The sequence below is a fragment of the Phycisphaerales bacterium genome (assembly GCA_040221175.1).
In the GTDB taxonomy this organism is placed as follows: domain Bacteria; phylum Planctomycetota; class Phycisphaerae; order Phycisphaerales; family UBA1924; genus JAHCJI01.
Genome location: JAVJVK010000004.1, coordinates 498,292 through 518,056 on the forward strand (window position 1 = coordinate 498,292; position 19,765 = coordinate 518,056).

The following is a 19,765-nucleotide window of genomic DNA, read 5'->3' on the forward strand; positions in this document are numbered from 1 at the left end:
ATCCGGGTTTCGCTATGCTCTCAAGCACGCACTCGACGCCCAAAAGGAGGTCGCCATGGGCCTGATCAAGGAATTCCGAGAGTTCGCCGTCAAGGGCAACATGATGGACATGGCCGTGGGCATCATCATCGGCGGCGCCTTCGGCATCCTCGTCCGCTCGATCGTGGACGACCTCATCATGCCCATCGTCTCCATCCCAGGCAAGGCCGACTTCTCGAACTACTACATCGGGCTCACCGAGAAGGTCCGCCAGGCCAACGCCGACGCCGCTGTGCCGCTGCCGCTCGTCGAGGCTCGCCAACTCGGCCCGGTCTTCGCCTACGGCAACTTCATCACCGTCTTGCTCAACTTCATCATTATGGCTTTCGCCGTCTTTCTCATCGTCAAGGCCATGAATACCGCCCGCCGCCACTTCGAGCAGGAAAAGAAGGCCGAGGCGGCCGCCCCGCCGGTGCCCCCGGCCGAAGTCCAGCTCCTGACCGAAATCCGCGACGAACTTCGTGGCAGGCGGGTCGAGTGATCGCCCCGCCCCCCGCCAACAATCCCCCGTGACCACTGCCGCCGACTCCCTCGCACCCGCCGTCCGCGCCAAGCTCGAAGCACTGAGCGAGCAGTATCGCGCAGCCGGACGCCAACTCGAAGACCCCGACGTGCTCGCAGACCACGAGAAGGTCCGCGATCTCTCCATCCGTCGCTCGGCCCTGGCCCCAGTGGTCGAAGGCTACCACCGATACACGCACCTGCTGGCCGAGGCGGCCGAACTCCGCCATGCCATCGACTCGGGCGAAGACGCCGAACTGGTCGAGATGGCCAGGGCCGAACTGCCCACGCTCGAAGCCAGGGCCGCCGAAGAGATCGAGGCCGTCAAGGCCGCCCTGGTCTCAAGCGACGACAACCTCGTCGGCTCGGTCATCCTCGAACTCCGCGCCGGCACCGGCGGCGACGAGGCCCAGATCTGGGCCAAGGACCTCCTGGAAATGTACCAGAAGTACGCAGGCCAGAAGGGCTGGTCCTTCGAAACCCTCGACTTCTCCGGCGGCGAGAGCCACGGCGGGGTTCGCTCGGCTACCGCAAGCGTCAAGGGCGAGGGCGTTTGGGCCGAGCTCAGTTTCGAGGCCGGCGTCCACTCGGTCAAACGCGTGCCCGCCACCGAGTCCCAGGGCCGCGTGCACACCTCTACCGCCACCGTCGCCGTGCTGCCCGAGCCCAAGGCCGTCGAGGTCAAGATCGACTGGGCAAACGACGTTACCGAGCACGTCACCACCTCCCAAGGCCCCGGCGGGCAGAACGTCAACAAGGTCGCCACTGCCGTCCACCTCGTGCACAACCCCACCGGCATCGAGGTCCGCATGCAGGAGAGCAAGAGCCAGCACCAGAACCGCGAGAAGGCCCGCCGCCTGCTCATGGCCCGCCTCTACGAACGACAGCTCCGCGAGGCCGAGGCCGAACGCTCCGCCGCCCGCAAGGGCCAGATCGGCACCGGCGAAAGGTCCGAAAAGGTCCGCGTCTACCGCTACCAGGACGGCATCGTGGCCGACCAGCGCCTGGACACCAAGTTCCAGCTCCGCCAGACGCTGTTCGAAGGCGATCTCGGACCCCTCATGACCGCCCTGATCGAGCAACGAACCGCCCAGCGGCTGGCCGACCTCTAAGTTTCCCTCAAGCCCGCCGCCCGCTCCGCCGATGCCATGGGTATGGGACGCAAGCACGCACTACCGATCCTGATGGCCGCCGCCGGCGCCCTGGTGCTGTTCGTCTCGATCGAACCTCGCCGGGGCCAGGCAACCAGTACGACCGAGCCTCACCGCCCGGCGATCGACCTGGGCACCCTCGAGGGTCGCGACTACGGCGTGCGCATCGAGGTCACCGAAGATGGCCCGCGATACACCGTGGTCGACCACCAGGGCGTCGTCGTCGCCGAACGACTGCCCCTCGAGACACTGGCCGAGCGATTCCCGCTACTGGCGCCCTACGAGTTGTGGGCCAACGAGCGCGGCGAGTCCCTCGGCCCGCTCATGGTCGTCCCCGACGACGGCCTCAACTGAACGGCCTGGGCGTCGCCGGCGCTATCGTCATTCGTGACGCATGTGGCGCCAACACCGCTCCAGATTCCCGATGACTGCCCGCACGTCGCGCTCTTCGGCGGGACGTTCGACCCTCCCCACGTCGCCCACGTCACGCTGGCCGATCTCGGCCGCCAGGAACTCGAACGACGCGAAGGCGCCGCCGCATGCCTGGTCTTCGTACCCGCGGCACGCTCGCCACACAAAGAACACGCTCCCACCGCCAGCGACGCCCAGCGGCTGGACATGCTGCGCCTTGCAATCGCCGAACTCGACCGCTGCACGATCTGGACCGACGAACTCGACCGAGCCACCCGCGGCGAGCCGAGCTACTGGTCTCGAACGCTGCAGCGCGCCACCGCCGTCCTGCCCGATCGAACCCTCTGGTTCATCATCGGCGCCGACCAGGCCGCCAGCTTCCACCGCTGGCGCCAGCCACGCGAGATGATCGCGCTGGCCCGCCCGCTCGTGCTGCCCCGGCATCCCATCGCAACCGCCGACGATCTTCGCACCACGCTCGATGCCACCGGCTTCTGGAACGAGCAGGAACTGGACCGCTGGGTCAGTTCGTTCGTCGATGCAGACCTGCTCCGCGCCGCATCGACCGACGTTCGCGCTGCCCAAGGCGCGCCCTTCGATACGCCGCTGCACCCCGACGTCCTCCGCTACGCACAAGAACACAATCTCTACAACCTCCACGCATGAACAGGGACCCGGCGCAGGTCCGGGCTCTGTCCCGAACCTCCATCCGCGCATGAAAAGACCCGGGCGCGTGCCCGGGCCTCGTTGCTCACAGCGTTTGAGATCAGGCTCCCGCCGCCACCGCGCCGCCAACGGCCGCCTTCAACTCCTCCACCTTGTCGGTCTTCTCCCAGGTGAAGTACGTCCGGCCCTCACGCTCGAACGGCTTGCGCCCGAAGTGTCCATGCCTGGCCGTCAGCCGGTAGATCGGCTTGCGGAGTTGCAGCGTGTCGATGATGCCCCGCGGCGTCAGCGGGAACACCTTGCGGATGGCCTTCTCGATCTGATCCAGGTCGGCCTTCTCGGTGCCGAAGCAATCCACATGCACGCTCGTGGGCTCCACCACGCCGATGGCGTAGCTCAACTGCACCTCGCACACGTCGGCCAGTTCGGCCGCCACCACGTTCTTGGCGATGTATCGCGCCATGTACGCCGCCGAGCGATCGACCTTGGTCGGGTCCTTCCCGCTGAACGCCCCGCCGCCGTGCCGACCGCGACCGCCGTACGTGTCCACGATGATCTTCCGGCCCGTCAGCCCGGCGTCGCCATGCGGACCGCCGATCTCGAACTGGCCCGTCGGGTTCACGTGGATGGTGATGCCCGAGTTCCACCACTCGCCCAGCACGGGCTTGAAGATGTGCTCGATCACCTGCTTGCGCAGCTCCTGCTGCTTGCCGTTCCAGCTCTTGTCATGCTGCGTGCTCATCAGCACCGTGTCCACGCGCACGGGCTTGAGCCCCTCGTACTCGATGGTCACCTGGCTCTTGGCGTCCGGACGCAGGCCCGGGATGATGCCCTCGCGCCGCACGTGCGCCTGCTGCTCCACCAAGCGGTGGGCAAGCTGGATGGGCAGGGGCATCAGCGCCTCGGTCTCGTTGCAGGCAAAGCCGAACATCAACCCCTGGTCGCCCGCGCCCTCGCGGTCCACGCCCTGGGCAATATCGGGGCTCTGCTTGTTCAGCGCCACCAGCACCGCGCACGAGTCGCAGTCAAACCGCATCTCCGCGTCGTCGTACCCGATATCACGGATCGTGTCGCGCACGATGTCCTGGATGTCGACGTACGTGCTCGTGGTCACTTCGCCGGACACCACCACGAGCCCGGTGGCAACCATCGTTTCCACCGCCACACGCGAGTGCGGATCGTCCTTCAGCATCACGTCAAGGATGGCATCCGAAATCTGATCAGCGATCTTGTCCGGGTGGCCCATCGAAACGGATTCGGACGTGAAGAGCGACGTGCGATTCTGGGACATGGAGGTTCGGTCTCCCGGCGGTAAGCCTGTTGAGCCGTCAGTGGCGAGCCTGCGAATTCGGGCGACCGCCGCCAACACGCCCCGAAGACGCACCGACAGCGGACGATCAGCGACAGAATCAGTCTAGCGGCCAAAAACCGGATGTCCTGCCACCGAACCCAGCCAGAACCCCTGCACGCCGTCCTACGCTTGCCCATGGCCACCCCCGCCGGCAAGACGAAGCCCCCCAGCAAACGCTCCAGGACCAGCACCAAGCCCAAAACATCCCCGAACGGCGCCGCCGGCAAGCAGAGCGGCAAGCCCACTGGAAAGCAGAGCCTCACCTACGCCCAGTCGGGCGTCGATATCGACGCCGGCGACCGCTTCGTCGAAGCCATCCTGGGCCTCATGCGCCGGACCCACGGCCCGCGCGTGCTGAGCAACGACGGCGGATTCGCCGGCCTCTTCCGCCTGGACTTCAACGAGAAGCTCTTCAAGCGGAACTACAAGGAGCCCGTCCTCGTCGCCGCCACGGACGGCGTGGGCACCAAGCTCAAGCTCGCGCGAGACACCAACACCTTCGACACCGTCGGCCAGGACCTCGTGGCCATGTGCGTCAACGACCTCATCGTCGAGGCCGCCGAGCCGCTCTTCTTCCTCGACTACCTGGCCATCCCCAGGGTCGAGCACCTCATGCTCGTCGACCTGGTCAAGGGCGTCGCCGAGGGCTGCAAGATCGCCGGCTGCAGCCTCTTGGGCGGCGAGACCGCCGAGCTGCCGGGCATCTACCCCGAGGGCGAGTTCGACATGGCCGGCTTCGCCGTGGGCGTCGTCGAGCTCCGCAAGGCCACAAGCTCCATGAAGGTCGAGCCCGGCGACGTCGTCCTGGGCCTGGCCTCCAGCGGCGTCCACTCGAATGGTTTCAGTTTGGTCCGCCGCGTCGTCGAGCACGCCAGGCTCGACCTGGACAAGACCTACCCAGAGCTCGACCCCGACAAGACCCTGGGCCAGGTCCTGCTCACCCCCACACGCATCTACGCCCCAAGCATCACCAAGCTTCTGCGCGGCTACAAGGTCAAGCGTGTCGTCAGCGGGATGGCCCACATCACCGGCGGCGGCCTTGCTGGCAACCTCGAACGCAGCCTCAACCCCAACGTCGACGCCGTGCTCGATCGCAAGGCATGGACCGTGCCGCCCGTCTTCACCTTCCTCAAGAAGCACGGCAACATCCGCGGCCCCGAGATGGACAAGGTCTTCAACATGGGCATCGGCTACTGCGTCGTGGTCCGCCCCGCCTTCGCCGACGCCGTGGCCGACAAGCTTGCCAGATCCGGCGAGTCGGTCAGCCGCATCGGCGTGATCCGCAAGGGCCAGGGCCGCGTCGTCTTCCGCTCATAAGCACGCGCCCCAACACAACCCTGGCGCACGCCTGGGCTGTTCCCCCCACCCCGCATTTATCAGGGACACCCCGATTTCTCACCCAATCTTCAAGGGAAATCAGGGACAATCCCAAGTGCACCCAATCCCAATCCACCCGCGAATCGTGTTGTGATTCCGTGTGGTTCTGGTATACTGGACCACATAGGGGAGGTCGCGGCGCGTGCCGCCCTCTGTCAGCGAGGCGTCGCTCAAGCCCACGAGGTACATGCGACAGACGGCGTGTTCGGGTTCCGCACAGGTTGATATGACCGCCGGCGTTCCCTCGGCTGCTCTCCCGTTCTGGATCGGGGCAGCCGGCCGGCGGCTCCAAAGACCGTTCAAGGCGACCCGCCCACACCACAGCGACGGGGACAGTTCCATGCGAGTGCAACGACTCGGACGTGATCAGGGCGCGAGGGCCTTCACCCTCATCGAGCTCCTGGTCGTCATCGCCATCATCGCCCTGCTCATCGGCATCCTGCTGCCGGCACTGGGCCAGGCGCGGCTGCTGGGCTACCAGGCCGTCTCGCTGAGCAACGTGCGACAGCTGCAGGTTGCCTTCTTTAATTACAAGGCCGACTTCAACGACGACATCCCGATGAAGATGTCCTGGCGCAACGGCGGCATTGGCGGCTGGTGCACCTGGAGCTACGGAGGCAAGGATGCGTCGCAGTACTGGCGCACCCGTAGCGGTGGCGTCTTCGATGAGCCCGCGTACACCAAGCCCCTGAACCCGTACGTCTATCCCGACCTCACCCTGCCCGAACCCAACGGCTACAACCCCGACCCCAGCCGATTCGAAGAAGGCCGTCCCGACGACGCCCAGCGCGAAGTCCTGGAGATGCCCGCCTTCCGCTCGCCGGGCGACAAGAAGACCCACCAGCGCACCTGGCCCGAGCCCAACAACGAGCTGGGCAGCTATGACGACGTCGGCACCAGCTACCACGTCAACATGCGGTGGTGGGACGCCGGCGACATGCGGCAGTACTCCGCCTGGACGCCCTCCAGCTTCCCCAAGGGCAGCGCCCGCTGGCAGGAAGGCATGAAGCGATTCCGCCAGGCCGAGTTCTTCGATGCCTCCAAGATGGTCTGGATCCACGACCAGACCGCGGACGTCGTCGCCAACGATGACCAGGGCCGCGATTGGCTGGGCGAGTTCAACGAGATCAACAAGAGCGTGATGGCCTTTTACGACGGCCACGCCGAGTACATCTACATCGAGCCCAAGGACCCGACCGATCCCGACGCCAACCTGCGGACCAACGACTACACGTTCATCTTCGAGCCTCGGTGATTCCTGACCGGGCCACCTGACGATGAAAGAGCCGCGCCCCGCGTGGCTCTTTCTTTATCCGCGATGTTCCAATCCACAAGAGGTATCGAGATCCATGTCTGACTTCCTCGAGGAACTCAAGTACAAGCTCCAGCCACTGACCGAGAAACTCGGCGGCGGAGACAAGGCGATCGGCAAGCTGGCGCTCTACGCCGTGATCGTGGTCGTTGGGTTCGGCGTGCTGATCTGGCAACTGTGGCCCAGCAGCCGTCCAATCTCTTCGAACCCGAGAATCCCGCAGGCCGCTGCAACGACGGATGACACGGGCGACGTTGATCGGCCGCCGCCCCCGCCGTCAGGGAGCTCTCGCATGGCGCCGGGCGCCGACGGCTGACGCGACTTGCCAACACGCATCTCAAAGGGGCCCACGCGGCCCCTTTTGCAATGCGCCTTTCGAATCAGGTCGATGCAGCGATCTACTCAGAATGCGTGAGCTCGGTCACCGATCCGACCGCATCGCCGCCCCCACCGCCTCCGCCAGACGTTCGGCCAGCGTCCTGGGCGCGGTGCTGCTCTCCAACGGCGCGGCGACATCCGTTTCGTCCGCATCCGTCGACGCGATGCGATGCCGTTCCAGCAGCATCCACGCGTCACCATCGACCGACAACGCCACGCCCTCGCCCACCTCGCCCAGCCAGGCCGGGGCGCGCTCCACCGCGATGGCGCCCACGCGGTCGGCATCGGCACGGGTCGTCCGCATCACCCGCTCGAACAGGCGAGCCGTCGACGCTTCCCCCACGGCCAGCACCACCACGCGGGCATCGAGCATCAACGCCAGCGACGCAAGCTGTGCCTCGGCCAGTTCGCCCGCCAGCCGGGAACGCTCTTCGGGCAAGCGGGCCACGACCGCCAGCATCACCACGCGGCCGCCCTCGCCCGCCACACCCCGCAGCGTCGTCACACGCCCGCGCGCATCGAAGCCGATGACGTCGCCCATCCGCTCGCCCGCGCGCACCGGGCCGGGCGTTTCGCCCAGCTCGGACAGCGTCGCCACGATCTCGCCCTCCAGCGATGGCGGCTCGAACCACGCCGGATCGACCTCGACCGCGTCGATGGCCGCCCGCGCCACGACGCGGCCGTCCCGCCGGGCCTCCATCGCCACCAGCCGGCCATCGCCGCCAGCCGTCAGCTCGAGCGACGCATCCATCGATACGCCGGCATAGCGATCCCGCTCGCCCGAGGCCACCAGCGACCACGAAAGCGGCGGCAGGAACGCGAGCAACGAGCCGGGCTCATCGGCAAACGCCAGATCGATCTGTGGCGCCAGCAGCGGCGGCAGCACGGCCTCGATCGCTCCGCGTCCAAACGGCTCGGGCAGCGGCGCCACGAACACCCGCTCGCGATCACCCGCACGCCACGCGATCAACCGCCCCGGCTCGGCCACCACGCGCAGTGGATAGCCCCGGCCCAGCGCAAGCGACACCACCGGGGATGCGCCCGTGCGCAACGCGACGGTCATGGCACTCCGCGCTGGCGGCGCACCCTCGCGAGGAATCTCGATCTCGAGCCGATCAGCCACTGACCCCTGGCGATACGCCGCGGTCACGGCATCCAGCGGTTCTTCTTCCTGCGCACACGCAATCGACACGCAGAGCAGGCACGCAACGCACGCCGAACGAATCACGTCCGGGCCTCTTCGTTCGCCGCCGCGCGCAGCGTGGCCGCCAGCCGCCCGACGCTCATGGTCCATCCCGGCGGAATCACCGCCGGCGCCAGGTCGGCCAGCGGCTCGAGCACGAACAGACGCTCGGCCATCCGGGGATGCGGCACCGTCAGCCCCGGCTCGTCGATCGACTGCTCGCAGAACAACAGCAGGTCCAAGTCGAGCGTCCGCGGCCCCCACCGCTGCTCGCTGGCACGATCTCGTCCGTACCGCTTCTCGATGGTCAGCAGTGCGTCCAGCAGTTCCCGCGCGGTGCACTCGACCTCCAGCATCGCCACGGCATTGACAAAGTCGGGCTGGTCCTCCACCCCTACTGGCGCGGTGGTGTAGAGGCGGCTGGTCGCGATGACCCGCACGCCGGCGATCGACCCCAGCTCGCTGGCCGCCCGGATGACGTTGCCCGCCGGGTCGTTCAGATTGCTCCCCAGCGCTACGTAGGCCTTGCGGCTTTCGGGCAGCGGCGGTCGTGCTTCGAGGTACCAGGCGTCGTCGGCAGGGTTGTCCACGCCAAATGAAAGCGACCGCTGGCACGAGGGGCAAGCGGTCGCATCGGTCTATTTCCTGGGCGATCGAGCCGGCCCGGCTACTCCATGGGCTCCAGCTCGCGGGTGCGATGCTGCATCTGGGCCTTCAGCCGCTCGAGGATCGCGCTGTGCATCTGGCTCACGCGGCTCTCGGAGAGCGCCAGGGTCGCGCCGATCTCCTTCATCGTCATGCTCTCGTAGTAGTAGAGGATGACGATGAGGCGTTCGGCCCGGCTGAGCCCCTTGGTCAGCATGTCGCGCAGGTCCTTGCGCTGCATGGTGCGGACCGGGTTGTCGGCGCCGTCGCGCATGACCTCCAGGTCGCGCGTCTCCCCGCCGCTGCTGTCGCTGGCCTTGCGAGTCATCGACATGGTCGAGACCGCCCGGCTGTCGCGGCGGATCTTGTCGAACTCTTCCTTGCCCACGCCAAGGCGCTGGGCCACCTGATCGTCCGACGCCGGCTGGCCGGTCTCCATTTCGATGGAGCGCCGCACGCCGTCGACCTTGGCTGACCGACTGCGAACGAGCCTGGGCACCCAGTCCATCGCACGCAGTTCGTCGAGGATGGCGCCCTGCACCCGTCGGGCGCAGTACGTCTCGAACTTCACGTTCTTCTCGAGCTGGAACGCCGAGATGGCGCCCATCAGCCCGAACATGCCGGCCTGAACCAGGTCATCCACGTCCACCTCGTCGGGAAGACGCGCGTGGATGCGCTCGGCGTTGTACCGCACGATGGGGAGATACTTCTCCCACAGGAAATTGCGGATCTCGTCGCTCGGCTCGGAAGCGTACAGCTTCCACACCTCGCGGATGTCCATCTCCGCATAGACCGAATCAACCGGAACCTCGGCGGTATCGATCGACGGGCGGACGCGTGCCGAGCGGAACGATGACGATTTGGACGACTTGAGAGCTGTGGGCATGGTCGGCTCCCTGACCCCTGTTCCATCGAGCCCGATACCCCGGGAAGACCGGTCTTCAGGCTGTGGTCGCGCGTGCCATCCGTGGTCACGCGCCTTTGAGTATACAGAATACCACGGTCGAACGCCAGCGTTTCAACAATCTACGAAGATGTTTTCTGTTTTGCGCTATCGGGGCCAGGCTCCGCGACACCCCGAAGCACCCGCTCGCGTTCCACCACACGAAGTGCAACCAACTCGAATACGTAGCCAACCGCCAGGCCAAGCCCATAACAGCCAAGGCACGACACGATCGCCCGAAGCAGCACGCTCGACGCGTCGCCCGACGACCAGAGGCCCGAAAGCATCGCCACCGAGAACCCGCACAGACCGCAAAGCGGGCCGCACACGCGCGATGGCAAGGGATGGATCGATCCTGACGGCGGCATGTGCCACCTCCATCGGCCAAGAGCCATGGCGACTCAAGCCGATTTGCGCACCAAGAAAGTTTTCAGCGCAAGAAGTGCGCAACGCCGCACCGAGCGAGCGTTGCTATCGGCCCCGCACGAGCCGTGCCAGCAGCCCGCGTACGGGGCCGCCCTTCCGATCAGAATCCGATCGATGCACGTCCATCTCGTCGGCCAGTCGTTCGACCACCTTGTTTAAGTGGCGCGTAGCGCTCGACTTGGGCGCCGCGATCGCAAGCGGACGGCGCACGCGAGAGCAGCGCTGCACGATCGGATCTTCCGGCACGAACCCAACCATCGGCAGCCCGCAACCAAGGAACTTGGCCGCCACTTCAGCCACACGCGCATGCGCCGCCTCCGCGTCGCCGGCGTCCTTGGCCCGATTGATCAACAGATACGGAATCCGTTCGCACGATACGCACCGCAGGCACTTCACCAGGGCGTACGCGTCGGCCAGCGAGGCCGGGTCGGGCGTGGCCACGACAATGGGCATGGAAGCCCGAGACAGTCCGTCGCGCACCGAAGCACCCAGCCCCGCCCCGTGATCGACCACCACCACGTCCATGGCCCTGGACAGCAGATCAACCGTTTGCGCGACCGCGGTTCGGGCATCGGTGCTCGAGGCATGCTGCAGCGGCCCAACCATGCCGGGCACCACGATCATGCCCGCCGGGCCACGCATCGACATCCGCCGAACGAGATCGACCGTCACCCGATCACCCTGCGCCACGCGGGCGACGGCCTCGGTCAGCCGCGCCGTCGGCCGGAGCCCGCACGCCAGGTCTACGTTGGCAAGCCCGAGGTCGGCATCGACGAGAGCCACGCGCAAGCCACGCTTGGCAAAGGTGATAGCTGAAGAGACGGCAAGTGTCGTTTTTCCGACGCCGCCCTTGCCCGATGCGATGGCAACCACCGGCGCCCGGCGGACAGGCGCCTCCGACTGCACCCGGCGCTGTGCCATGCGCCGCAGGGCAGAAGCCTGATCGCAGGCGGCCGCGGGCGTCACAGCCCGGCCCCGGTCAGTGCCACGTCGTTGCGCGGCTCCGCCTTCCGCGTGCCGCCCGCGCCCGCCAGCACGAGGCGCGCGAGCCGATCGGCCCGGCCTGGCTCGATGTGGTCGGGCACCTCCTGGCCAGTGGTCACGAAACTCAGCGGCAACCCCAGGGCATGCACCATGGAGATGACCATGCCCACGCCCTCGGCCTCGTCCAGCTTCGTGAAAAGCACCCGGTCCGGATTGGCCCGTGCGAAGCCGGCTGCCGCACTGCGAAGCGCCCCCGCGCCCGCCGTCGCCGACAGCACCAGGTGCGTTTCGTGGGGACGGGCGGCCTCCAGATACTCGGACAGCTCATCCACCCGCTGCCCATCGCGGGGCGAACGGCCCGCGGTATCGATCAGCACGACGTCGCAATCGCTCATCGCCCGGCAGGCCGAGGCCATCTCCGCTGGGCTCATCACCACCCGCAGGGGCACGCTGATGATGCTCGCGTAGGTCCGCAACTGCTCGACCGCCGCGATCCGGAAAGTGTCGGTGGTGATGAGCCCCACGCGTTGCCCACGCCGGAGCTTGTACGCAGCCGCGAGCTTTGCGATGGTGGTGGTCTTTCCCACGCCGGTGGGCCCCACCAGCGCAATGGTCAGCGGCCCCTCTTCGGTTCGACCCCGGCCGGGCGTCGCGACTCGCACCATCTCCGCCAAGGCGCCCTGCACCGCCGGGCCGACCAGCGACGAATCGCAGAGCTCCTCACGCGTCAGTTCCGAACGGACGCGAGACACCACCTCATCGGCCAGGTCGCGGTCCACCTCGGCTTCGACCATGCGCACGTACGCCTCGCTCAAGGCCTCGCCCAGGGCCGAGGCCGATACCGGCCCCGCCTGCTGGGTATGCAAGAGCCGCCCCAACATGTTGCGTAGCGACCGCAGCTCGTCCTCAACCCCCAGTGAACCACGCGCCCCCGTGTTACCCGAGCTGCGCACCCGCATCCGTTCGGCCGACCGAGAGGGCGGAGCCTCGTCGGCCATGGTGGTCACCGAAGCAGGCGCGCTCGGCGTCGCCACCGGCTCGGGTTGCCGCTCGAGTTTCACCGACGCAGCAGGCTCGGGGGACGAAGCCGGTGCCGCCGACGTTGCGAGTTGCGTGTAGCGCTCGAGAATCTCCCGGCGCCGCTCTGCAGAGGTCGGATCGAGACGCTCGTTCGAGCCGCCGGCGTCCGGCTGAGGCTGTTGCGGGGCCCGTGCGGCCGAGGAAGGCCGGGGCTGGCTGGGCCGTTGGGCGGGCGTTCGAGCGTTCTGGCCGCGCTGGCGATCGCGAACCACCGACGCAGGCGACGCGGTCACCTCGACGACGGGCCGGCCACCAATGCCGAACAGCCCGCCGACCTTGTAGTTGCGCGTATGCAGAATGATCGCATCGCGACCCAGCTCTCGCTGGACCGCGTCGATGGCGTCGGCCATCGACCGTGCGCGATAGGTGCGGATGCCCATGCCCTCCGTGGCTCCTTCTCAAACTAGTCGGGCCTCCGGCCCGGCTGGGTATCGCCCGGACTATCGACACCCGCGTCCGTTCGTAACGACATTTTCATGCCAACCAGACGACGAATCGAGGCGGCCTAGCCCGCGTGCGCCATCGCCGCTTCGCCCGGCGGTCGCACCAGGCCCATGGCATTGAGCTCGATCTTCTGGTCCACCTCGTTGTACCCCAACACGGCAATGCCCGGCAGCCTCGGTTCCATGATCTGGAACAGCACCGCCCGAACCGTGGGCGAGGCCAGCAGCACCGGCGGGTGCCCCGCATTCACCACCGCTTCAAGCGCCTTGGTGATCTCCTGGGCCACGGCATTGCTCACGCCCGCGGGCATCGTCAGCGTCGTCGTCTCGGCCCCTCGATCAATATAGCTGCTGACCAGGTCTTCCATCGCCGGATCCACCGTTGCGCACGTCAGCACGAGCCGGCCGTCGCCCTCGTCCATGGCATACTGGTGGCAGATGGACCGCCGCAGACCATTCCGCACGTACTCGGTCAGCACGTCCACGTCCTTGGTCTTTCCGCCCCAATCGGCCAGGACCTCCAGGATCGTCTCCATGTCCCGGATCGGCACGCGTTCACGCAGCAGGTTCTGCAGCACGTGCTGAAGGTCGGCCAGCTTCACCGAGCCCGAGAGCGCTTCTTCCACCAGCTTGGGCGCACGCTCCTTCACGCCCTCGATCAGGTTGCCCACCTCCTCCCTGGTCAGCAACTCGCTGGCGTGGGCCTTGACCACCTCTGTCAGGTGCGTCGTCAAGACGCTGGCCGCGTCCACCACCGTGTAGTTCATCGACTCGGCCCGCATCCGCATGTCGGTGGTGATCCACCACGCATCCAGCCCGAACGCCGGCTCCTTCGTGGGCTCGCCCTGCAGCTTCCCCGTGGCAATGCCCGGATCCATGGCCAGCAACTGATCGGGCCGGGCCTCCCCGCGCGCCACGTCCGCCCCGCGGATCCGAACCCGGTAGTGCGTGGGCTGAAGCTGCAGGTTGTCCCGGATCCGCACCGGCGGCATGACGAACCCGCTGTCGAGCGCAAGTTGCCGCCGCACCGCCGAGATCCGTTCGAGCAAATCGCTCCCGTCGCCCGTGCCCACCAGCGAGACCAGCGACTGGCCGACCTCGAGTTCCAGCAGATCGACCTTGAGCAGGCTTTCGACCGCTGGCGGGGGCGGAGGCGGCGCGGGTGGCGGCGGAGGCGGCGGCCGCGTCGCACGCTTCATGGCGAAGGCGATGCCCCCCAGGCCCAGCGACGTCGCCAGAAGTGGTACGGCCGGCAGGCCCGTGAACGCAAGCACGCCCAGGAACACCGATGTGATCGCCAAGCCCTTTGGCTGGCTGAACACCTGGCCGGTCAGTTCCTGGCCCAGTTCGCCCTTGTCCCCCGAGCGGGTCACGATGAGCGCCGCCGCGATCGCGATGATGAACGAAGGAATCTGGCTGGTCAGCCCATCGCCGATCGTCAGCCGGCTGAACGTCTCGGCCGTCTGCGAAGCGGGCCAGCCACGCTCGATGGTGCCCACAGCGAACCCGCCGGCGATGTTCACGCCCGTGATGACGATGCCCGCAATGGCGTCGCCGCGCACGAACTTGCTGGCGCCGTCCATGGCGCCGAAGAAGTCCGCCTCGCGCCGGATCTCCTCGCGGCGGTCTCGGGCTTCCTGCTCGCTGATGATCCCCGCGTTCAGGTCCGCGTCGATGGCCATCTGCTTGCCCGGCATCGCATCCAGCGTGAATCGCGCCGCAACCTCGCTGATGCGTGTGGCGCCCTTGGTGATGACCAGGAACTGGACCGCAACCAGGATCAGGAAGATCACGATGCCCACGAATAGCGAATCGCCCGCCACGAAGTTGCCGAACGCCTCGATCACCTGCCCCGCCACGTCCATCGCGTCCTCAGGCGACGTCGCATCGGCGGTCAGGATGAGCCTGGTGGATGCGATGTTCAGGACAAGCCGGAACATCGTCACGCCAAGCAGCAAGGAAGGGAACACGCTGAACTTCAGCGGCCGATCCATGTACAGCACCGTCAGCAGGATGACCACCGACAGCGACACGTTCGTCGAGATCATCAGGTCGAGCAAGAAGCTCGGCAGCGGCACGATGAGCACCGCCAGCAACGCCACGAACCCGATGGGCACGATGATGCCTCGCCACTTCGAGAGCGACTCAAGCCGAGCCAGGATGCCCTCGCCCACCGCCATCAGTCACGCGCTCCCGCCGGGGCCGGCGCCCGATGGCTGCCATCAAGCCGGTACACGTAAGCGAGCACCTCGGCCACGGCCTCGTAGTGCTCGGGGCTGATCGTCTGCCCGACCTCCACCCCCCGGTACAGCGCACGCGCCAGGGGCGGCCGTTCCACCACGGGCACGCCGTTGGTCCGCGCAACCTCGCGAATCCGCAGCGCCACATAGTCGGCCCCTTTGGCCACGACCTTCGGCGCCGCCATCTCGTTCGCGTCGTACTTGATCGCCACAGAGAAGTGCGTCGGGTTGGTCACCACCACGTCGGCCCCGGGCACGTCACTCTGAACGCGCTGGAGGGCAATCTCCCGAGCGATGCGGCCGCGCCGCTGCTTCATCTCCGGATCGCCGTCCATCGACTTCTGCTCTTCCTTCACCTCCTGCTTGGTCATCTTGTTGTCGTGGCGGTGCTGCCACTTCTGATACTTCAAGTCAATCAGCCCGATGATCAGCAGCACCGCCAGCATCCAGATCGCAAGCTCGATGATCGCCCGCAGGCTCATCACCACCGCCGCGTTGATGTCCAGCAGCGGCATGGCGCCCAACGCCGGCACCCAGCGAGCCACGACGAATACCACGACCGCCACGACCAACACCAGCTTGGTGAGGTCCATCAACAGTTTGACGACGCCCTTTGGGCCGAAGATCCGCTTGGCGCCGCTTACCGGGTTCATCCGGTCGAGCTTCGGCTTGACCGCCTCGGGCGAGATTGCCCATCCCACCTGCACGAGCTGCGAGAACAACGCCACCACGAACATCACTGCCATCGTTGGAACCAGGATCAGCCCGATACGTACGCCGATCCATCGCAGCGTGCGGTAGATGTCCTCGACCACCACCGCGTGGCCGGGCGCGCTGCCGGCCATCACGTCACGCATCATCGCCGACATCAGGCCCGTCGCCATCAGGCCGAGCGCCGCGAGCAGCACCGCCGCCCCGGCCATCATGACGACGGCGCCGAAGTCCTGACTCTTGCCGACCTGGCCCTGCTCGCGGGTCTTGCGCAGCTTGTGCGCGGTTGGTTCTTCGGTCTTCTCGCCGGGATCGTCAGCCATCGCTCACCCCCAGCGATCGGGCCCACTCGTGGATCTCGGCAAAGCCATCGGCGATCGCGTCGCCCGCCACGTCCCCGATCGCATAGATCGAAACGGCAAGCACGCTCATGCCAAGGACGATCTGGATCGCAAATCCGATGGTCATGATGTTGATCTGCGGAATCGTCCGCATCAGCACGCCCATGGCCAGGCTCGCCAGGGTCGCCATCAACAGCACGGGCATCGCAATCCGCAGCCCCACTACGAATGCCGCGTCCAGCAGCGTCACCAGTAACTGCGCCGGCGCCGCATCAATCCACGCCGTGCCGGGCGGCAGCGACGCGAACGTGTCCATGACCGCGACGACCATGTGCTCCAGCCCGCCGATCTGAATGAACAGCCCCAGGGCCATCAGATACAGCAACTGCCCCACGACTTCCGACTGGGCGTCGAATTCGGGGTTGTACACCTGCGCGAGCGCGAGCCCGAGCTTGTAGCTGATCACGCTGCCAGCGATCTGCACCGCCACCAGGGGCATCGTCGCGAGCATGCCAATGGCAAGGCCGATCAGCACCTCACCAAACAGCACGACCGCGATCGTGCCCAGCTCCAGCGGTGGCGTCTCGATGCCCCCCTGCGCGACGGCCGGGTACAACGCGACCGTCAGCATCAGCAGCATCAGGATTCGAACCCGCCGCATCACCAACTGGCTGGCCAGAACCGGCGCGAATAGGAACAGCCCGCTCATGCGGGCCGCCACCATCCAGAACGGCAGCAAATGCTCCAGGATGCTCGCCACCGCCGGGTCCAACGGCCACCATCCCCCTCAAAACAGCTGGAACATCTCGACCGTGAATTCAACCAGCTGCATGACCATCCACGGCAACAGCAACAACGCCACGACGAGCATGCCCAGGATCTTCGGCACAAACGAGAGCGTCTGGTCTTGGATCGACGTCAGCGACTGGAACAGGCTGACCACCAGGCCAATCAGCACGCCAACCACCAGCACCGGCCCGCCCACGCGCAGCACGAGCAGCAACACGTCCCGAACCAGTTCCACAAGCCAGTCGCCACCCATGCCAACACCCCTAGACGCCCGGCAGCCAGTTGAGAGCGCCCACCAGTGGCGCCGCCAGCACCACGCCCTCGCCCGCCACGCGAGACACCTGCTCGCTCAGCCGCTCGATCTGCCCCTCCAGTACGAAGCTCTCCAATAGCGAACCGGCAAGCAACTGCCAGCCGTCGGCCATCACGAACAGCAGAAGCTTGAACGGCAGGCTGATGAGTACCGGCGGCAGCATCATCATGCTCATCGAGATCAGCACGCTGGCGATCACCATGTCGATCACAAGGAACGGCAGGTAGATGCGAAAACCCATCAGGAAGGCGACCTTCAGTTCGCTCAGCATGTACGCCGGCACCAGCTCGGCCATGCCCACGTCCGCCCGCGTCAGCTTGCTCGGGTCGCTGACGTCATAGCCGCGATACTCCATGATCGTCAGCAGGCTCGACCAATTGCCCGTCGCCTCGATCTGGTCGAACATGAAGTCGCGAAGCGGCCGCGCCCCCGCCTCCCACATCTGCTCATAGTCCGTGATCTCCCCCTGCTCGTAGGGCACGATCGCCTCGTCATAGATCCGCCCGATCGTCGGCGTCATGATGAACAGCGTCAGGAACAGGCTCAGCGCCAGGATCACCTGCCCTGGCGGCACTGTCTGCGTGCCCATCGCCTGCTTGAGCAACCCAAGCACGATGATGATCCGCACGAACGACGTGGTCATCAGCATGATCGAAGGCACCAGCGTGATCACCGTGAGCACCAGCATGATGCTCACCGCCGTGCTGATGCCCGGCTTGCCGCTTTCGCCTTCGGCGGGCAACGCCTCGGCCGCCGCGCCCAGCACCGACAGCGGATTGATGCCCCCGTCACGCCCTTCGAGCGAAGCGGCCAGTTCCTGAGCGACGTCCGGCGCGGCGGGCTGCGACGCCGAGAAATCCAGCGGCGGCCCAACCACGCCCTGGGCCAGCGCGCCACAGGCAGCCAGCGCCACCGCCGCGAGCATGATCCACACCGACGACCTCACGCCCACACCCCCCGGCCCTTGGGAAGGGGCTCACCCCGCGGGCCGACCTCGATGATCTCGCCGCGCTCCACGCCGTCGCCCATGGCGTCCTGGCCCTGGAAACGCTCGAGCGCCTGCCTGAATCGAGCCGAAACGCTCTCGCTCGTCTCGTCGCGCGTCTGTCGCAAGATCGCCGCGACCTCGCTGGGATCGTCGAACTGAGCCAGCGTGGTGAAGGCGCCACCCTTGGCCGCCAGGCTCTGGCTGAGCAGGAGTACCCGACGGTCGATCCGAAGCAGCACGAGCACTTGCCCCCGGCCGACCGGATACCGCGCCAACACCTCGAGAACACCACTGGGCGCCCGTCCCCCCGGCCCAAGCATCGCCGCGACCGAGCCCGTCCGCCGAGACACGAATCGCGCCACCGCGGCCAGCACGAGGATAAGTCCAATGACCATCGCCACCGATGCCAGCGAACGCGTCCAGCTGCCCGCGGACTTGGCAGAGCCATCGCCCTGCCGCGGGATCCCATCGGGACGAGCCATCAAGGGAATCTCGGCCTCGCTCGGCCGCCCCATCGCCTCAGTGGCCGCGGGGGCCTCGGGCTGAGCGACCTCGGCCGCTGGCGCAGTCCCCAGCGGGGGGCCAACCTGGCCATGGGCCACCGGCGTCGCCACCGCGAACGCCGCCCAGACCATCCATACCGCCCGCGGATTTGCCATGTCGCCTTCCTGGCTTGGCTGGCGCGGACTCCGCCGCGCACGTACGTTCAGATTCGCAGGACCCCGATGCTCAGAAGAGCGACCGCCGCTCTAGACGGTCGTCTCGTCTGCCACCTCTTCCCCAGAGTCGATGATCTCGTTTACGCGGATGCAGAAGTTGTCGTTCAGCACCAGCACCTCGCCACGCGCCACCAGGCGATCGTTGACGTACACGTCCAGCGGGTCGCCGGCCAGCTTGTCCAACTCGACGACCGCCCCGGAGTTCAACCGCAGCACGTCCTCGACGAGCATGCGTGTCCGCCCCAACTCGATGCGCACGTCGAGTTGCACGTCGGCCAGCATGTCCAGCCCGTGCTTGGCGCCGCTGACCGCAGACAGGTCAAAGTCAGGCAACTCGAGCTTGGATCCCTTGCCCGAGCCCTGCTGGGCGGCCTTCAACGCCGCCTGGACCACCGAGTCGGCCACGGTCTCGCCACCATCGCCAGGCTGTTCACCGGCCTTATTCCCGATAGCCGCATCCGCCTCGGCCTGGATGCTCGAAAGGGCTTCCTTGGCCGCCTTCAGCGCTTCGGAGGCATCATCGTCGTCGGACGCAGGCCCACCAGCCTCGCCCGCCGGCCGGTCGACATCCTCGCCGTCACCAGCCTCGCCCGGCCGCGCATCTTGTGGGGTCTGATCGTCTTGTTCTTCGGGGCGCTCTTCGGGCATCCTGCTCACCTTCGTGCGCGTGTCACGACCACGCCGGCGCATGCCGGCACGAAAAGCCGGGCTCCGCCGGCTCCCGAGCAACATCGGAGCCCGGGCCCGCTCGTCCGCAGCTTTTGCGTTCTGGCC

The 19,765-nt window shown here is 66.9% G+C and carries 20 protein-coding genes; 7 read left to right on the plus strand and 13 right to left on the minus strand.

The window, feature by feature from the left end; genetic code table 11:
* The first annotated feature begins 55 nt into the window (after positions 1 to 55).
* The 4 genes from mscL to RIE32_04385 are packed head-to-tail and all read left to right on the plus strand — an operon-like array spanning position 56 to position 2,768.
* A complete protein-coding gene (gene mscL, locus RIE32_04370; protein MEQ9095476.1) occupies positions 56 to 520 on the plus strand; it encodes a large conductance mechanosensitive channel protein MscL in 465 nt (154 codons plus the stop codon).
* Positions 521 to 548: 28 nt separating this feature from the next.
* Complete coding sequence (locus tag RIE32_04375) at positions 549 to 1,652, plus strand: PCRF domain-containing protein (GenBank protein MEQ9095477.1); 1,104 nt, start codon at positions 549 to 551, stop codon at positions 1,650 to 1,652.
* Between the two features lie 42 nt (positions 1,653 to 1,694).
* Positions 1,695 to 2,045 carry a hypothetical protein gene (locus RIE32_04380; protein ID MEQ9095478.1) on the plus strand — a complete coding sequence of 117 codons (351 nt, stop codon included), beginning with the start codon at positions 1,695 to 1,697 and terminating at the stop codon, positions 2,043 to 2,045.
* A 33-nt stretch (positions 2,046 to 2,078) separates the two neighbouring features.
* Positions 2,079 to 2,768 (plus strand): nicotinate-nicotinamide nucleotide adenylyltransferase, encoded by a 690-nt coding sequence (locus RIE32_04385; protein ID MEQ9095479.1) that lies wholly within the window; start codon positions 2,079 to 2,081, stop codon positions 2,766 to 2,768.
* A 100-nt stretch (positions 2,769 to 2,868) separates the two neighbouring features.
* Here RIE32_04385 and metK read toward each other — a convergent pair whose 3' ends face one another.
* Positions 2,869 to 4,059 carry a methionine adenosyltransferase gene (gene metK / locus RIE32_04390; protein MEQ9095480.1) on the minus strand — a complete coding sequence of 397 codons (1,191 nt, stop codon included), beginning with the start codon at positions 4,057 to 4,059 and terminating at the stop codon, positions 2,869 to 2,871.
* Between the two features lie 195 nt (positions 4,060 to 4,254).
* On the opposite strand from metK, the gene purM reads away from it, so the two are divergent.
* The 3 genes from purM (at position 4,255) to RIE32_04405 (ending at position 7,124) form a co-directional block, all read left to right on the plus strand.
* On the plus strand, positions 4,255 to 5,436 hold the full coding sequence (gene purM, locus RIE32_04395) for a phosphoribosylformylglycinamidine cyclo-ligase (GenBank protein MEQ9095481.1): 1,182 nt from the start codon (positions 4,255 to 4,257) through the stop codon (positions 5,434 to 5,436).
* A gap of 400 nt (positions 5,437 to 5,836) precedes the next feature.
* Complete coding sequence (locus RIE32_04400; protein MEQ9095482.1) at positions 5,837 to 6,751, plus strand: prepilin-type N-terminal cleavage/methylation domain-containing protein; 915 nt, start codon at positions 5,837 to 5,839, stop codon at positions 6,749 to 6,751.
* A gap of 94 nt (positions 6,752 to 6,845) precedes the next feature.
* The gene (locus tag RIE32_04405) at positions 6,846 to 7,124 is read left to right on the plus strand and encodes a hypothetical protein (GenBank protein MEQ9095483.1); all 279 of its coding nucleotides are present in this window, start codon (positions 6,846 to 6,848) and stop codon (positions 7,122 to 7,124) included.
* A 105-nt stretch (positions 7,125 to 7,229) separates the two neighbouring features.
* On the opposite strand, the gene RIE32_04410 is transcribed toward RIE32_04405, so the two are convergent.
* From RIE32_04410 to fliN, 12 genes are all read right to left on the minus strand, one after another.
* Positions 7,230 to 8,414: a hypothetical protein gene (locus RIE32_04410; protein ID MEQ9095484.1), complete on the minus strand. Its 1,185-nt coding sequence runs from the start codon at positions 8,412 to 8,414 to the stop codon at positions 7,230 to 7,232.
* A complete protein-coding gene (folK, locus tag RIE32_04415; GenBank protein MEQ9095485.1) occupies positions 8,411 to 8,959 on the minus strand; it encodes a 2-amino-4-hydroxy-6-hydroxymethyldihydropteridine diphosphokinase in 549 nt (182 codons plus the stop codon). Before folK ends, RIE32_04410 begins: the two co-directional genes overlap by 4 nt.
* 77 nt (positions 8,960 to 9,036) lie before the next feature.
* On the minus strand, positions 9,037 to 9,900 hold the full coding sequence (locus tag RIE32_04420) for a FliA/WhiG family RNA polymerase sigma factor (protein MEQ9095486.1): 864 nt from the start codon (positions 9,898 to 9,900) through the stop codon (positions 9,037 to 9,039).
* A gap of 528 nt (positions 9,901 to 10,428) precedes the next feature.
* Positions 10,429 to 11,304, minus strand: coding sequence for a P-loop NTPase (locus tag RIE32_04425; GenBank protein ID MEQ9095487.1), 876 nt, complete (start codon positions 11,302 to 11,304; stop codon positions 10,429 to 10,431).
* A gap of 41 nt (positions 11,305 to 11,345) precedes the next feature.
* On the minus strand, positions 11,346 to 12,827 hold the full coding sequence (gene flhF / locus RIE32_04430; GenBank protein ID MEQ9095488.1) for a flagellar biosynthesis protein FlhF: 1,482 nt from the start codon (positions 12,825 to 12,827) through the stop codon (positions 11,346 to 11,348).
* A gap of 125 nt (positions 12,828 to 12,952) precedes the next feature.
* Entirely contained in the window at positions 12,953 to 15,070 is a 2,118-nt protein-coding gene (gene flhA, locus RIE32_04435) for a flagellar biosynthesis protein FlhA (GenBank protein ID MEQ9095489.1), read from the minus strand.
* Complete coding sequence (gene flhB, locus RIE32_04440) at positions 15,070 to 16,164, minus strand: flagellar biosynthesis protein FlhB (GenBank protein ID MEQ9095490.1); 1,095 nt, start codon at positions 16,162 to 16,164, stop codon at positions 15,070 to 15,072. The genes flhA and flhB overlap by 1 nt, the downstream gene beginning before the upstream one ends.
* Positions 16,157 to 16,942 (minus strand): flagellar biosynthetic protein FliR, encoded by a 786-nt coding sequence (gene fliR / locus RIE32_04445; protein MEQ9095491.1) that lies wholly within the window; start codon positions 16,940 to 16,942, stop codon positions 16,157 to 16,159. Before fliR ends, flhB begins: the two co-directional genes overlap by 8 nt.
* 27 nt (positions 16,943 to 16,969) lie before the next feature.
* Positions 16,970 to 17,224, minus strand: a complete 255-nt coding sequence (locus tag RIE32_04450; GenBank protein MEQ9095492.1) for a flagellar biosynthetic protein FliQ — start codon at positions 17,222 to 17,224, stop codon at positions 16,970 to 16,972.
* Between the two features lie 10 nt (positions 17,225 to 17,234).
* Entirely contained in the window at positions 17,235 to 18,230 is a 996-nt protein-coding gene (gene fliP / locus RIE32_04455) for a flagellar type III secretion system pore protein FliP (protein MEQ9095493.1), read from the minus strand.
* On the minus strand, positions 18,227 to 18,931 hold the full coding sequence (locus RIE32_04460; protein ID MEQ9095494.1) for a flagellar biosynthetic protein FliO: 705 nt from the start codon (positions 18,929 to 18,931) through the stop codon (positions 18,227 to 18,229). The genes fliP and RIE32_04460 overlap by 4 nt, the downstream gene beginning before the upstream one ends.
* Positions 18,932 to 19,021: 90 nt before the next feature.
* Positions 19,022 to 19,639, minus strand: coding sequence for a flagellar motor switch protein FliN (gene fliN / locus RIE32_04465; GenBank protein ID MEQ9095495.1), 618 nt, complete (start codon positions 19,637 to 19,639; stop codon positions 19,022 to 19,024).
* Positions 19,640 to 19,765: the final 126 nt, after the last annotated feature.

What these genes read in the sequence shown, in the direction of transcription:
- mscL (MEQ9095476.1), top strand. Translation starts at nt 56, where the DNA reads ATGGGCCTGATCAAGGAATTCCGAGAGTTCGCCGTCAAGGGCAACATG.
- RIE32_04380 (MEQ9095478.1), top strand. Translation starts at nt 1,695, where the DNA reads ATGGGACGCAAGCACGCACTACCGATCCTGATGGCCGCCGCCGGCGCC.
- metK (MEQ9095480.1), bottom strand. Translation starts at nt 4,059, where the DNA reads ATGTCCCAGAATCGCACGTCGCTCTTCACGTCCGAATCCGTTTCGATG.
- purM (MEQ9095481.1), top strand. Translation starts at nt 4,255, where the DNA reads ATGGCCACCCCCGCCGGCAAGACGAAGCCCCCCAGCAAACGCTCCAGG.
- RIE32_04400 (MEQ9095482.1), top strand. Translation starts at nt 5,837, where the DNA reads ATGCGAGTGCAACGACTCGGACGTGATCAGGGCGCGAGGGCCTTCACC.
- RIE32_04405 (MEQ9095483.1), top strand. Translation starts at nt 6,846, where the DNA reads ATGTCTGACTTCCTCGAGGAACTCAAGTACAAGCTCCAGCCACTGACC.
- RIE32_04420 (MEQ9095486.1), bottom strand. Translation starts at nt 9,900, where the DNA reads ATGCCCACAGCTCTCAAGTCGTCCAAATCGTCATCGTTCCGCTCGGCA.
- RIE32_04425 (MEQ9095487.1), bottom strand. Translation starts at nt 11,304, where the DNA reads ATGGCACAGCGCCGGGTGCAGTCGGAGGCGCCTGTCCGCCGGGCGCCG.
- flhF (MEQ9095488.1), bottom strand. Translation starts at nt 12,827, where the DNA reads ATGGGCATCCGCACCTATCGCGCACGGTCGATGGCCGACGCCATCGAC.
- flhA (MEQ9095489.1), bottom strand. Translation starts at nt 15,070, where the DNA reads ATGGCGGTGGGCGAGGGCATCCTGGCTCGGCTTGAGTCGCTCTCGAAG.
- flhB (MEQ9095490.1), bottom strand. Translation starts at nt 16,164, where the DNA reads ATGGCTGACGATCCCGGCGAGAAGACCGAAGAACCAACCGCGCACAAG.
- RIE32_04450 (MEQ9095492.1), bottom strand. Translation starts at nt 17,224, where the DNA reads ATGGGTGGCGACTGGCTTGTGGAACTGGTTCGGGACGTGTTGCTGCTC.
- RIE32_04460 (MEQ9095494.1), bottom strand. Translation starts at nt 18,931, where the DNA reads ATGGCAAATCCGCGGGCGGTATGGATGGTCTGGGCGGCGTTCGCGGTG.
- fliN (MEQ9095495.1), bottom strand. Translation starts at nt 19,639, where the DNA reads ATGCCCGAAGAGCGCCCCGAAGAACAAGACGATCAGACCCCACAAGAT.